Consider the following 14,007-nt stretch of genomic DNA (forward strand, 5'->3'; position numbering starts at 1 on the left):
CCCACTTTGGGTCCCTATTTTTTAGTATAGCCCATTCCTCTAGAAGTTGGCCATACTTCTTTAAAACCGTATTGTTCATACAACCGATACGCTTCACCATCGGCAATTAAATTAACATAACAAGAATCAGGAATATTCGCTTGAATATACGCATCTAACTTACTCATAATTAACTTGCCTAATCCCTTTTTTTGATGAGCTGGTAAGACGCAAATATCCACAACTTGACAGTGACAAGCACCATCGCCTACTAGACGTCCCATGCCTATAATTTCATTGTTATTCCCTACATCTAACACAACAACACAACAAAGGGAATTTCGCAATCCAAGGACTGCTGCTTCTTGTGTTTTGGGAGATAATCCCGACTGTACACGTAAGGTACAATAGGTTTCTACGTCAGGGGTTTGGTATATTACTTGGTAATTCATTTTTTTGTGCGGTTTGTTATTTGCTCTTTGTGCAGTTTGTTATTTGCTCTTTGCGCGGTTTGCTCTTTGCGCGGCTTGTTATTTGCTCTTTGCGCGGCTTGTTAACCGTAAACTGATAACCGTAAACCAAAAAGGAACCAGATGGTTCCTTTTGTTAGCTCTGTGCTATATCTTCTAAATGTTCTTCTTTTAAGGTCAATTTCACTTTTTCAACTGAGTTTCGATACATATTCATCACTTCACCCGTATAGTGTTCTAAATCGACGATATCGCCTTCTTTAAGCTCTTGATCAGGACAAACTTCGCTGATTAAGCCTGCTAATGTATCATAATGTTCACTCTCTTCAAATCGGAAAGGCAACCAGCGATTGATATCTGAAATATTAGAGTGAGCATCGACCATGTATACGCCTTCTTCAACAGCTACAACAATCGGTTCTTCGTTGTCATATTCATCTTGAATTTCGCCTACTAATTCTTCAAGGATATCTTCCATGGTAACAATACCTGTAAACTCCCCAACTTCATTGGTTGCAATGGCCATTTGAAGGTGTTTTGCCTGAAACTGTTTTAATACATTCTTAATCAAGGCATTTTCAGAAATATAAATTGGTTCACGCATTAAAGAAGCTAGAGAAACATCCTCTTTTTCTTTAATAATCGCTTTCATCAAGTCTTTTGTATAAATTACACCTTTGATATCATCTAAAGAGTCATCGTAAACAGGAAAACGAGAATATCCTTCTGTAATGGCGTAATCAATAGCATCTTTTACGCTTGTATTAATTTCAATCGCTGAAACATTTTTACGCAGCATTTGAATATTGTTTACGCGTCTATCGTCAAACTCGAAAACATTTTGAATTAACAGGCGTTCTGTTTCTTCAATCGCACCACCGGCTTGACTTTCGGTGATAATCATTTTTAATTCTTCTTCTGTGTGGATATCTGCACCATGTACAGGGGTAATACCAAACATGCGCAAGATTCCATTTGCCAACCCGTTCATCAACCAAATAATCGGTCTAAACACAAAGTAAAATACGCGCAAAGGCAAGGCAATGGAGAACGTTGTTTTTGTTGGGAAATGAATGGCAATCGATTTAGGGGCCAATTCTCCAAACACAATGTGTAAAATAGTAATGATCGCAAATGCGATAGGGAAAGATACACTTTTAGCTACTGAATACCATTCTGGTCCGGTCATACCGAATAACTCAAATACCTTCATGATAACAGGAGTCAATGAACTTTCTCCAACCCATCCTAATCCTAGTGAAGCTAAAGTAATACCTAATTGAGTTGCTGCTAAATAAGCATCTAGGTTTGCCACGATATTTTTTGCAACTCCTGCTACTTTAGAATTTAATTCTTGGTGTACTTCAATCTGTGAAGTTCTTACTTTAACGATGGCAAATTCTGCTGCAACGAAAAATCCATTTAGGAATACTAAGAATAAGGTAAGCAATAACTTACCGACTGAAATTTCTTCTGGTACAATACTAACGTTAGCTAATATTGTCGTGATCTGGGGGTATGTGTCCATTTTACAAATTCAAAAGGTCCTGGTTAAACTTTTTAAGGACCTATAAGGCGAAGTTTTAGTTTCATCGCCAATTCCTATCAAAATTAATAATTATTTTGATATAATATCAAGGTTAGCACTCGTTTTTTTTGCAACGAGCAATTAACTAGGTATCAAGGGAGTAAACAAGTCTCCTTTCGCATTCGGTCCAGGAGTACTTGTACTTCTAAATCTATTAGTATCACATTGATTTTGCATCAAAATGAAAAGGTAGCATATTAATTAGGGAAGGCGAATAGCATACAATTCCTTCAGCTCCCATAAAAAACAACTCTATGGGCTGTGCTTGTTTCACTTCATACTCTAAAATACTCTGTCTGCATGCCCCACAAGGAGGGATCGGATGATCGGTTACTTTTAGGTCTGAAGTTGCCGAAATGGCTATTTTTAAGATTCTCTTACCTGGATGTAGAGCTCCTGCTTGAAAAATCGCAGTACGCTCTGCACATAAACCTGAGGGAAAAGCGGCATTTTCTTGATTTGAGCCTAACACAACTGTTCCATCTTCTAAAAGCAATGCAGCACCTACTCGAAATTGTGAATAAGGAGCATAGGCATTTTTTCTAATTTCAACCGCTTGTTGCATTAGCACTTGGTCTTGTTGTTCCAAAGCTGCTAGAGATTCATACTCAATAAAGGTTGTTGTAACTTCTATTTTCTTCATAACTCAAACAATTAGAGATAAAAAATCCAAACTCGTTTTTAGTTTAACGGTTTGGATTTAGTTACAAATATAATACTTTTCTATTTATCCTTTGTGATAGGTCTTTCTTCCTAAGTCGATACTCAATGAAAAACGCAGCGTATTTTCAAGTGGGTTCGTTACTTTCGACGTAGAGAATAGGTAAGATAGATCAACTGTAATAGCGCTATATTTAAATCCAGCCCCTAAAGTTGCATACTGTCTAGCTCCTTTATCTTTATTCTCGTTGAAATATCCTGCACGAAAAGCGAATACATTATCATACCAATATTCTGCTCCAAATGACCATGCAATTTCCTTCATTTCCTCACTAAAACCTCCTGGTGCATCACCAAAAGATTTGAATATGCCTTTGAACCAACCAGTATCATTGTACTTATCTCTTGCTTCTGTATTCGTTCTATAATCACTAGGAGGTGTTGGCACTAACAGCTTATTAAATTCAGTTGTTAATGTTAGCGTATTGTAATCATCTAATATAAAATCAAATCCTGCACCAAGTTTTAAATTGGCTGGTAAGAAATCTCCAGTAGGCCTGTCACTATAGCTAATTTTAGGACCTAAGTTTTGCAAGTTAAATCCAAATCTCCAACGACCATCAAAATCAGCAAAAGACATGCGATCTGATTGATAGAATCCCGAGATATCCACCGCAAAAGTACTTGCGCTTGATGCATCTCCATCGCCTGTTTCTGGATATTTTAAACTCGAATTGATAAAACGCCCCGTTACGGCTCCTGAAAAATTCTCACTTAATTTCAAGGCATAAGAAGCGTCAATAGCAAACTCATTGGGTTTTCGTGTATAGTTATTACCAGGATTTCCATCTGTAAACGTCACTTCTCCCATTCCAAAATAGCGAAATCCTACCGCAAAAGCACTTCTTTCATTGTATTTGTTGTAGTAGTTCAATTGACCTAATGACATATCACTTGCCAATTTTGCCATATAAGGGGTATAACTCAGCGCTATCCCTTGATCCTTCTTAGCAAAAGCGTATTTTGAAGCATTGTGTTGTTGTGAAAAAACATCTGATGAAGTAGCAACTCCCATATCGGCCATACCTGCTGCTCTAGCATCCGCTGTAATGGTTAGAAAGGGAACTCCTGTTGTAATCGGATGCATTTCTGTTTGTGCATACAAGGCAGATCCACCTAGTACTGATAAAACGAATGCTGTTATATTTTTCATCCAGTAATGTGTGTTAATATTGTACAAATATAATTGTTTTCTAAAGTATAACTAATTTTTCTATTTTCTCGACTTTTTTTCCTGTCTGCGTAGAACGTACGGTCATGCGGTAGATATAAACCCCTTTTCCGATTCGATCGCCAAAGTCATCGCGTCCATCCCATTGAATCTCGCGGCTTAAATTTCCTTCTGTCACAACCTGTTGGTTAATTGTTTTTACAATTCTCCCCGCAATTGTCATGATTTGAACCTGTACATCCAAAGGTTCTAATGGTCGGTTATGGGTAAACCAGAACTCTGTATAGCTAACAAATGGATTGGGATAATTGAGGACATGTTCAATTTTTAAGGCTTCATCCTGTTTAACCAAAAACTGTATTTCATTGGTAGATAAATTATTGTAAACATCCCATACCTTAAATTGAATCGTATGTATTCCTGGTTCTAGATCTTTTAACTGATAGGTTACTTTTCCCTTTCTGAAATTGTCGACTTCTGTCTCGTAATAATCATTGAGTACCACAGCCTGTTCTTCTTTGTCATCGACAACAATAACGATATCATGTCCAATCCCACTAGCGGTATTTATACCACTCTCATCTTCAACAAACGCAAGAAATATTGGATTATTGTCCGTTAATCCACCTGAAACGAAAGATTCATTGTCCATATAAAGCTTTGCTAAAGGTGGAGTAGTGTCTTTTGGTGCATTTTCATTCAATCCGCCGATCACCAATTCATCATTACTTCCCGTGTATTCTATCTCATTATTTGCCGAATAAAAGCTCACTTTGCCTTTGCCTTCATTCAAGCGAATATCTTTAGGCATAATAAAATCAAAGGAAAAAGCGCCATTTTTGACACTGGCATTCCCTCGAAACACCACTTCTCCTAGTGTTTGAAAATCCATTAAAAGCGTTCCTTCACTTGTTGCTACATTGTCATTCCCCAAGGTCTTTTTATCCAGATACTTATCAAATACCTCAACAGCTAAACTTCCCGTAAACGAATCGACTACGTTGTCTTGTTCATCTTGTACCTCGCCTTTCATCTGTACATAATCCAAGGCTTTGACTGGTTGCTGCTCTGTTTGTTGTACCTCTTCCTCATTTACCTTAGACAGTACGACCTTTAATTGAGGAAGAGCGAGTTTTAATGCAGGATCTCCAATAAAAGACACTACATTTTTATCTCTATTCGTGTATTGATTCTTGGTGTGTCTCAGGGCATCCGCTACAGAATAAGTAGTTGAATTCTCAAAAAATAAATCCGTAAACGTGCGGTTTAACAATCGTCCAATATCGATACCAATCTCTCGCGTTGTCCCCACCAAGGCGATCGCTCCTCCTTTATTATTCTTATAAAGTACCTCTCCTCCACTCATATAATTAGGATCATCAAAGCGACTAAACTCACAGGTAATAATTGAAAATACTGGATATTTGTTTTCATTGGTTAATTTGCGTGCATCTTCAATAGTAAATACGCGCTCTTGTGAAAGTCCATCTTCTCCTCCATGTCCTAAATAATTGACAAATAGCGCTCCTTTTTCAATAGCCTCTAGGAAATCCATACGCGCTTGCGGATAGCGATTCCCTCCTGCAGCTGTTTCTTGTACATAAGCATCCAAGTAGATTTTCTTTGCATTAAAAAAAGGATGGTTGGCGACAATGCGTTTGACAATTGTATCCGTTTCAACTTGCAAGACATAATCCGTTTCTTTATCCACATCATCCGCCATTGCAATTAAATTATTTTTCCAGCGCCCTTTTGCCTCTTCTCCATAATAAGCCCTTATTTTTTGTACTGCTTGATTGGCCTCATCTAAATTGCTGACCAACATTCTTCCTACAGTCACGTCAATTCCAAAAGCTAAATTGTACATATCGCCTTCACCTTCATCCAACAACCCATAAAAATCATCCGACATAAAAGTGGTATACATCGAAAAATTTGCATTGCTATTTTGAGCTTTTTTGTTTTTATTCATCCCATAGTGCAAGGGAACAATGTTTGTATTTTGCTCCACGCGTTGCTTGTAGTCATACGATCCCGTTCCTACTATATTAAGGTATTTTAGCTCACTGCCTTTTTGTTGCATCACATCCGAAACATAACGAACAAAATTTCGAATAGCTGTTCCGTCTTGTTGCCCTGACGAAAACTCATTGTAAATCTGTTCTACTGGTACAACCAAGGGATTTAACTTGCTGTATTGACGGTGAAACTGCGCCAATTGTTGCGCTGCTGGTACCAAAGCTTCATTTGTAATAAGGAGATAATCTATCGCTGCTTGAGCATGTACAATTCCTTTGAGGTCCTGATTGCGCACGCGACTAGCATTGACCATTTTCGGAAGGTAATAATCAGATGGTATTTCAACTTGAAAGTATTGTGTCGTTCCCCCTTGCGTTTTAAAGCTAAATTGAGGTTGATTATTTACCGAAACGACGCGAATAGCACCTGGATCTGTTACCTCCCAAATTCTATTTACTGCGTCAGTTTGAGTCAAGCTCCAACGCACTACACCATCCACAGTTCTTGTTTTGGCATTGGAAAAACGATACTGTTTATTACCTCCAACTAGTGAACCTGTGTATAAAAACTCAAGGTAATCTAAATACCCCATTGAATTGGGAACGCCTCCATTTTGATAGGTTACCGTTACCTCTGCAAAAGGCGAACTCAAATACTCTTCCTTTTCCAAAAAGCTCTCATAAGCCTTGGTTGTCGCACTGCGTATAGGAAAAAAAGAAACTCCCCCTGCGTATCTGCGGTTAATATCAAAAGAAAAAGAAGTATTTCCATAGGAGCTTGAAGCGGTATTCACCCCAAACGTAACAGGTACATTGGTTTTCAAATGCAAGAGTTCTAAGGAAAAACTGCGTTCATTGACCAAACCAAACTCTTCTCCAAACCACTTACGTCCAAGCTTTCCTATATTAACCAAATCTTGTTCATGAAATACACGACCATCAAATTCTGTAATAGTTTCAACCTCTCTTGCACTAGGCTCAACAAAATCTGCTATACGCAACCCTTGCTGTTGTCCATAAGTCAGCAGGTAAATTGCTTCATCCGTATATAAATTTTGATAGGTTAAGCTTTCTTCATTCCATTGATCTACGCCAGTAGCATAAAATAAAATATAATCATCCGCAGCTAGAGTACCCTTAGCTTCCCCATGCACATAAATACTATTTTCTTGCAACTCGACTGGATAATCTGCTTGATTGACGATGGGCAACATACGTCCTCCATGTCCATAAATCTGAATGCTACGCGGATCAACCCCTTGTGGAACTCCTAATTGGCTCAAAAAATTGCGATCCAATTTGTAAATACCTGTTTTAGTTACCCCAAATTTGAACCAATTTCCTTGTCGCAATACGGATTGAGTTGCTCCATTATGACCTCTTACTACGTTTCTACCTTGTACAACTGCAGGAGAATTTGACCGATTTTCGAGCTGATAGGACAAACTTTTTACGCGTTTTAATCGACCATTTTCATATACAATAGGAGAAAAATAGACTAAACTTTGGGGTTTATTATTGATATAAATTGTTTTTACTTGGATATTTAATTCCTCCTGATACAAGTTTTTCTTCTCATTGGAGAGCAAATTACCATCTAAATCTTCGTATGAAACTTGAACAATTCGTGCATTATTTTTAAAATTTGCCGAATTATTTGTTTCCATAACCGAGTAAATTAACTTATTATTAACATTTTCAAATGTTAAATTTTTATCTATTTTGGCCACATCAAAATCGGAAGTAGACAACGCGCGTTCAACTAATTTATTATCCCACTTCAACTCCAATCGTTTAGTTTGAGAAAAAAGTGTAAAGCAAGTAAGAATCAGTAGTGTATTAATAATTATTTTCATATATATTTGCATGAGGAAGAATTGTTCCTAGGCAAAAATAATTATTTTTTCCATACACAATACGCTTCTAAAAAAAGCGTTATTTAAGTGATCATTATTATTTTGAAACATAAAAATTAAGTTTTTTTTAAAATATTCATAGCAAGGATATTGCTAATTAATCGTTAATTCTTATATTGCGTCAAATTATTTACCCGTTTTTAACATGAAGATTAATAGACTTATGACTTTACAACTGCTTGCTGGCCTACTAGCTACAGTTGGTTTAACGAGTTGCAGTAACACAAATAATGGAGTTTCTTCTGCTACTGGTTGGAAAATAAATGATAAAAAAGGAGGCTTTCAGTACAACACTAATTTTGAACAGCAGAATCCTAAGGGTATGGTATCCATTGAAGGGGGTGCTTTTACAATGGGAAGAGTACAAGATGACATCATGGCTGATTGGAACAACAATCCAAAACAACAGTATGTACAATCTTTTTATTTAGATGAAGCTGAAACAACAAACATCGCGTATAACGAATACTTATACTGGTTAAAAAGTGTTTTCCCTCCTACAAATCAAGTGTATGCAGAAATCTACAAAAGCGCATTGCCAGACACAACAGTTTGGAGAAGCGGTTCTGGATTTAATGAAACACTAATTTCCAGCTACCTAAGACATCCTGCTTACGCAAACTACCCTGTAGTTGGTGTAACTTGGTTACAAGCCAATGACTATGCAAAATGGAGAACAGATCGAGTTAATGAATTAACGTTAGAAAGAGCTGGGTACCTGAAAAAAGATGCTAAAATTGTGGAAGCATACGCTGATGCACACTTTAGTACTGAAACCTATTTAGCAAATCCTGAAGCAGTATATGGTGGAAATAGTGACATCGTATACCGTGGAGTAAAAAATAAAGCGAAAGATGGTCAGAAAAACATCTACGCTACAATGAATTACGGTCTTTTCACCGCAGAATACCGTCTACCTACTGAGGCTGAATGGGAATATGCAGCAATCGGAATGGCTGGAACAAGAGAATACAACAACTACCAAGGAAGAAAAACATATCCATGGGAAAATCCTACGAAAAAGAAAGGAAGCAAAGGACGTAACAATACGTTAAAGTCTCAATATGCTAACTTTAAACAAGGTCGTGGTGATTATGGAGGAATTGCTGGTTGGGCTACAGATAATGCTGATATTACAAATGCAGTAAAATCATATGCTCCAAACGATTTCGGTCTATATGACATGGCTGGAAACGTTGCTGAATGGGTAGCTGACGTTTACGATCCACAAATTGACCAAATTGACACCGATTTCAACTTTTTCAAAGGAAACATTTATTACAAAAACCAAATTGGTCCTGATGGAAAACCACAAATCGTAACAGATCAAACAGTACAATTTGACACTTTACCAAATGGACGTTTAAGAGTTCGAAACTTACCTGGACAAGTCGCTCAAGTATCATATGATGCTGAAACGAATGCAGTTAATAGTGAGAATGAAGAGTTAGAAACAGCTACAGCGAAGAAAAAACAAGAAAAAATCGCTAATATTTACAACGATAAGAGTCGTGTAATTAAAGGTGGTTCTTGGAAAGACAGAGCGTACTGGTTAGACCCTGCTACAAGAAGATTCTATCCAGAAGACCAAGCTACTGACTACATCGGATTCCGTTTAGCCATGACAAAAGTGGGGCAAAAACAAGTAATTCGCAAAACGAAAAACTAATATATAACGCTATATTTCTTTTAAAAGTCCTAATTTTTATTAGGACTTTTTTTTTACTTTTGACCTATGAATATACAAGAACTATACAGCTGCTTCACAGAAGCAGACGGCATATCAATTGACACGAGAAATATTACGCCTAACAGTCTTTTTTTCGCTTTAAAAGGCGATAACTTTGACGCCAATGAATTCGCACAAGAGGCACTAAACAAAGGCGCGCGTTATGTAATTATGGACAATCCCAAACTCGTAACGGATCGCGATAAGATGTTTCTTGTTCAAAATACGCTCGTTGCACTCCAACAATTAGCCAATTACCACAGACAACAAATAGGACTTCCTATTATTGCACTAACGGGAAGTAATGGAAAAACAACGACAAAAGAGTTGATCAAATCTGTTTTAAGTCAGAAATACAACGTAAAAGCAACCCAAGGGAACTACAACAACCATATTGGCGTTCCATTAACGCTATTGCAATTTGACGACGAAACGGATATTGGAATCGTTGAAATGGGCGCAAACCACCTCAACGAAATTGCCCTTTTATGTACAATCGCACAACCTGATTACGGCTATATCACCAACTTTGGCAAAGCGCACTTAGAAGGGTTTGGCGGTTTTGAAGGCGTAATTAAAGGCAAAAGTGAACTGTACGATTATTTAGAAGACAACCATAAAATGGCGTTTGTCAATGCCGATGACCCTCGCCAGGATGCCAAAACCATTACGTTTTCTAGGTTTACTTTTGGATCTAAAGATACGGAACCTAACCTAGAAATAAGCTATCTTCCCAATACAGAAGTTGCTAGCATTCATGTTGGGGATCAAGCTATTGTATCCCACTTAACAGGAACATATAACGCAACAAATATGGCAGCAGCTGTAGCCATTGGACACTATTTTGGCGTGAGTTTTACTGAGGCAAATCAGGCCATTCAAAACTATATTCCAACCAACAATCGCTCCCAATGGATTAAACAAGTACCTTTTTCGATCCTTATGGATGCGTATAACGCCAATCCATCCAGCATGGAACTTTCGATTGCTAACTTTGCTCAATTGACCACTTCTACACCTAAAATCTACATTTTAGGCGATATGTTTGAACTGGGAAGGACAAGTGAAAAAGAACACAACAACATCGTTCAACAAGTAGTGGAAACAACACACACCAAAGCATTTTTCATTGGTAAGGAATTTTTCAAAGCACAAGCATCAGTCTCCTCTGAATCCATTGAGTTCTATGAAACTCTTGATGATTTCTTTGCACAATACCCTGCTATGGAAGAATTATTAGCAAATAAAACCGTTTTAATTAAAGGTTCAAGAGGAATGGCTTTGGAAAAAATCGTTTCTTTTTTAAAATAATCAAAGAGGCTGTCTAAAAAGCCTAAAAATAAAACCCCGTCTAAAAAAGGCGGGGTTTTTCCTTGTTTGCCCTTAAAAATAATTACCTTCAAGGTGCATCCAAACAAGAAGAAAGACAGCTATACTGTTGCAATCTGAACGTTTAAAATCGCCTACACTATTACCTGAAGATCGTTTGGCTAAAATTCCTTTAGCCCCTCTTTCATTTTTCCCCTAGCTTTGTACGTTACATGCTTCTTACTTCTTTAAGCGTCAGACCTCGTAGCTAGTTTTACTATTCCACTGGAGACAAAACTAAAAAAGCAGAAAAACAAGGACAATCCCCTCCGTTCTCTTCCCCTTATGGGCCAAATAAGGTGTTTTTTCCTTTCTTTTTCAAATTAAACAATGTCAATCAATTGAATTTCAGCACTTTGATATGGTTTAATGGAGTACTTGTAAAGGGTTTGTTTAGGGTAAGTTAATACCAACAAGGGTTTTAGGCCCTTTTACCAATGTTTCCCCTTACAAACCCCTTACAAACCCTTTACAATCCCCCTTACAATCCTTTTGTAGAATACAACTTTTTTTTACAGCCATTCCTCCGAGTAACAAACCTACTAAAACACAGTATTCCATGTATTTGTCCCTGTATAGCTATCCTCATGGTCCCCTAAAATGGAGGTAAAAATGGCTTCTGCACTTCAGTCATCTGTTTCTGACTCATCTTTCGAATATCCTTCAACTACTTGACTAGGTTTACCCTTAGAAGATGAGAACTGATCCAAATTGAAGTTGGACGAATAACTCTTGCGCCTAATCTAAGAAAATGTCCTGTTTTATATAAAACAAAAGAGAGTGACCTTTTGGGACACCCTCTTTTTTGTTTTACCTTCGCTTCTATAAAAACAAAAAAATGCAAGAAAAAGTTTATCCCAATGCAATTCCCACAGTGGATATTGCCATTATCCGAATCAACCCCGATCAAACACACGAGCTACTCTTAGGCAAAAAAGAACACGAGTCCAAATGGCGTTTCGTGGGCGGTTTTGTCGATGCAGACGATTCTAGCTACGAATCAGCCGCTGTAAGAGAGTTATACGAAGAAACGAACATCGTAGCCACCGAAGAAGAAATCACCTACGCAGGGTCCACTAAAATAGACGATCCGCGCTACCGCAATCACAAAGACAAAATCATTACCCATCTGTACGTCTTAAACCTTGCCAAAACCATAGCGGATATCCAAGCCAAAGACGATATCAAAGCGCTAAAATGGTTTCCTTTAGCTACTTTTTCTAAAGAGGATATTATGGAAGTGCATCATCCAATCGTTACACTTTTCATGAAGTATTTTGAAAAAATATAAAACAAAAAAAGCAACAAAATTATAGTTTTGTTGCTTTTTTATGACTAGAAAGGAATCTACAAAAAAACAATAATCTGATAATAAACACCTAACATAAAAGGTATACTTTATGTATACCCAAAACTAGCAATAGAAGAAATAGCTCTTGAAATGCGATCCTAAAATCACCTCATTTATCTTTATTAGGATGAAGCCATTTTCACCTTTTTATTAAATGTTAACTCACACACGTTTTTCTTTAAAATTAATTTTAACTTGTGCCTGCTATTTTTAAATAAGGTTCAACAATGAATAAAAACCCTCATAAACAATGGGTAGATATATTGCAACAAGAGAAAGGAAAGGTTACCCAAAATGCAAAAACAGGAATGCATCTCCCCCAAAAATCTTATACATTTATTTTCGATACACTAAACAATAAATTGCAGTTTATCAATACTGATTTTACTACAGTAACAGGATATTCCACACAGGAAATGACGACAGAACTTTATCTTCAAAATATGCATCCTGAAGATTTAGAAGGCTTCTTTGAAAAAGAATTACGAGTACAAGACTTTACTAATGATTTAAGAGATCACAAGGTGTTTCGATATAAGTTTGAGTATTGTTATCGAATGCGTAAAGCGGATGGCACTTACTTTACTCTCTTACAAGAATACCAAGCTTTAGAAGTAAATAAAGAGGGATATTGGTCGAAATCTATCGTACGACATACAATGCTAAATAACGATAATGATTCTTATGATGAAACGCATTTTAAAATCTACGATAAAGAACAAGGGGTTTACCTTGATTTAGACAATAAGTTCAATTTGACAAAGAGAGAGCACGAAATTATTCAACTCATAAAAGATGGATTAACTAGCAAAGAAATATCTAATACCCTTAACTTAAGCACGAATACCATCCAAACACACCGAAAAAACATACTGAACAAAACCCAAACACACAGCTTTATTGAATTAATCACAAAACTAAATGTTTTTAAATAATATTGATTATTCCTAAAATCAATAGCAATCCTAGGTTTTTTCCTTATCGTAGTCCAATGTAGTTTTACTGACACTAGCCAATCCAAACAATTAAAAACCAAACACATAAAAATAAAAAAGCGATTTAGAAAAACCGTTCTAAATCGCTTTAAACTTTAACTCTGTGACCGGAATGGGACTCGAACCCATACGTCTTGCGACACCACCCCCTCAAGATGGCGAGTCTACCAATTCCTCCACCCGGCCTTGTGAATGGGTAAATATAATTCTTTTTCTATTTTCTTTCATCAAGAAATCGCTAAAGAATTAAAAAAAGCCATTCGATTAGGAATAGCTTTTGTGACCCGACTGGGGCTCGAACCCAGGACCCCAACATTAAAAGTGTTGTGCTCTACCAACTGAGCTATCGAGTCGTTACTAATGTAACTTGTATGTGCATTTTGTTTATAAAAGAAGTGACCCGACTGGGGCTCGAACCCAGGACCCCAACATTAAAAGTGTTGTGCTCTACCAACTGAGCTATCGAGTCTAATCAATTATAATTTGTATGTCTCTTTATTTTATAAAATAGTGACCCGACTGGGGCTCGAACCCAGGACCCCAACATTAAAAGTGTTGTGCTCTACCAACTGAGCTATCGAGTCATTGCAATTCATAGAACTGCGATGTATTTTATAAAACTTTAAGTGACCCGACTGGGGCTCGAACCCAGGACCCCAACATTAAAAGTGTTGTGCTCTACCAACTGAGCTATCGAGTCAT

At 37.1% G+C, this 14,007-nt stretch carries 9 protein-coding genes and 5 tRNA genes; 4 read left to right on the forward strand and 10 right to left on the reverse strand.

The features are described from left to right. Positions 1 to 14: 14 nt before the first annotated feature. The 5 genes from ACPDHL_RS06915 to porU form a co-directional block, all read right to left on the reverse strand. The gene (locus ACPDHL_RS06915; RefSeq protein WP_430532055.1) at positions 15 to 431 is read right to left on the reverse strand and encodes a GNAT family N-acetyltransferase; all 417 of its coding nucleotides are present in this window, start codon (positions 429 to 431) and stop codon (positions 15 to 17) included. Positions 432 to 585: 154 nt separating this feature from the next. Then, a complete protein-coding gene (locus tag ACPDHL_RS06920) occupies positions 586 to 1,977 on the reverse strand; it encodes a hemolysin family protein (protein WP_430532056.1) in 1,392 nt (463 codons plus the stop codon). Positions 1,978 to 2,197: 220 nt separating this feature from the next. Beyond that, positions 2,198 to 2,680 (reverse strand): cytidine deaminase, encoded by a 483-nt coding sequence (locus tag ACPDHL_RS06925; RefSeq protein WP_430532057.1) that lies wholly within the window; start codon positions 2,678 to 2,680, stop codon positions 2,198 to 2,200. A gap of 84 nt (positions 2,681 to 2,764) precedes the next feature. Further along, the gene (gene porV, locus ACPDHL_RS06930; RefSeq protein WP_430532058.1) at positions 2,765 to 3,910 is read right to left on the reverse strand and encodes a type IX secretion system outer membrane channel protein PorV; all 1,146 of its coding nucleotides are present in this window, start codon (positions 3,908 to 3,910) and stop codon (positions 2,765 to 2,767) included. Between the two features lie 40 nt (positions 3,911 to 3,950). Then, positions 3,951 to 7,802 (reverse strand): type IX secretion system sortase PorU, encoded by a 3,852-nt coding sequence (porU, locus tag ACPDHL_RS06935; protein ID WP_430532059.1) that lies wholly within the window; start codon positions 7,800 to 7,802, stop codon positions 3,951 to 3,953. 205 nt (positions 7,803 to 8,007) lie between these two features. Between porU and gldJ the strand changes: the two genes are divergently transcribed. The 4 genes from gldJ (at position 8,008) to ACPDHL_RS06955 (ending at position 13,245) form a co-directional block, all read left to right on the forward strand. Next, the gene (gene gldJ / locus ACPDHL_RS06940) at positions 8,008 to 9,531 is read left to right on the forward strand and encodes a gliding motility lipoprotein GldJ (RefSeq protein WP_430532060.1); all 1,524 of its coding nucleotides are present in this window, start codon (positions 8,008 to 8,010) and stop codon (positions 9,529 to 9,531) included. A gap of 66 nt (positions 9,532 to 9,597) precedes the next feature. Next, entirely contained in the window at positions 9,598 to 10,902 is a 1,305-nt protein-coding gene (locus tag ACPDHL_RS06945) for a UDP-N-acetylmuramoyl-tripeptide--D-alanyl-D-alanine ligase (protein ID WP_430532061.1), read from the forward strand. Positions 10,903 to 11,797: 895 nt separating this feature from the next. Continuing rightward, entirely contained in the window at positions 11,798 to 12,250 is a 453-nt protein-coding gene (locus tag ACPDHL_RS06950) for an NUDIX domain-containing protein (RefSeq protein WP_430532062.1), read from the forward strand. Positions 12,251 to 12,537: 287 nt separating this feature from the next. Beyond that, positions 12,538 to 13,245 carry a LuxR C-terminal-related transcriptional regulator gene (locus ACPDHL_RS06955; RefSeq protein ID WP_430532063.1) on the forward strand — a complete coding sequence of 236 codons (708 nt, stop codon included), beginning with the start codon at positions 12,538 to 12,540 and terminating at the stop codon, positions 13,243 to 13,245. A 164-nt stretch (positions 13,246 to 13,409) separates the two neighbouring features. Here ACPDHL_RS06955 and ACPDHL_RS06960 read toward each other — a convergent pair. From ACPDHL_RS06960 to ACPDHL_RS06980, 5 genes are all read right to left on the reverse strand, one after another. Continuing rightward, positions 13,410 to 13,491, reverse strand: a tRNA-Leu gene (locus ACPDHL_RS06960). A gap of 94 nt (positions 13,492 to 13,585) precedes the next feature. Then, a tRNA-Lys gene (locus tag ACPDHL_RS06965) sits at positions 13,586 to 13,658 on the reverse strand. 43 nt (positions 13,659 to 13,701) lie between these two features. After that, positions 13,702 to 13,774, reverse strand: a tRNA-Lys gene (locus ACPDHL_RS06970). A 42-nt stretch (positions 13,775 to 13,816) separates the two neighbouring features. After that, positions 13,817 to 13,889 (reverse strand) — tRNA-Lys (locus ACPDHL_RS06975). Positions 13,890 to 13,932: 43 nt separating this feature from the next. Continuing rightward, positions 13,933 to 14,005: transfer RNA gene (locus tag ACPDHL_RS06980), tRNA-Lys, on the reverse strand. Between the last annotated feature and the right edge of the window lie 2 nt (positions 14,006 to 14,007).

This window comes from Myroides sp. C15-4 (assembly GCF_050522745.1).
GTDB lineage: Bacteria > Bacteroidota > Bacteroidia > Flavobacteriales > Flavobacteriaceae > Flavobacterium.

Coding starts and splice junctions, on each gene's coding strand:
- ACPDHL_RS06950 (WP_430532062.1), top strand. CDS start 11,798: ATGCAAGAAAAAGTTTATCCCAATGCAATTCCCACAGTGGATATTGCC.
- ACPDHL_RS06955 (WP_430532063.1), top strand. CDS start 12,538: ATGAATAAAAACCCTCATAAACAATGGGTAGATATATTGCAACAAGAG.
- ACPDHL_RS06925 (WP_430532057.1), bottom strand. CDS start 2,680: ATGAAGAAAATAGAAGTTACAACAACCTTTATTGAGTATGAATCTCTA.
- ACPDHL_RS06945 (WP_430532061.1), top strand. CDS start 9,598: ATGAATATACAAGAACTATACAGCTGCTTCACAGAAGCAGACGGCATA.
- porU (WP_430532059.1), bottom strand. CDS start 7,802: ATGAAAATAATTATTAATACACTACTGATTCTTACTTGCTTTACACTT.
- gldJ (WP_430532060.1), top strand. CDS start 8,008: ATGAAGATTAATAGACTTATGACTTTACAACTGCTTGCTGGCCTACTA.
- porV (WP_430532058.1), bottom strand. CDS start 3,910: ATGAAAAATATAACAGCATTCGTTTTATCAGTACTAGGTGGATCTGCC.
- ACPDHL_RS06915 (WP_430532055.1), bottom strand. CDS start 431: ATGAATTACCAAGTAATATACCAAACCCCTGACGTAGAAACCTATTGT.
- ACPDHL_RS06920 (WP_430532056.1), bottom strand. CDS start 1,977: ATGGACACATACCCCCAGATCACGACAATATTAGCTAACGTTAGTATT.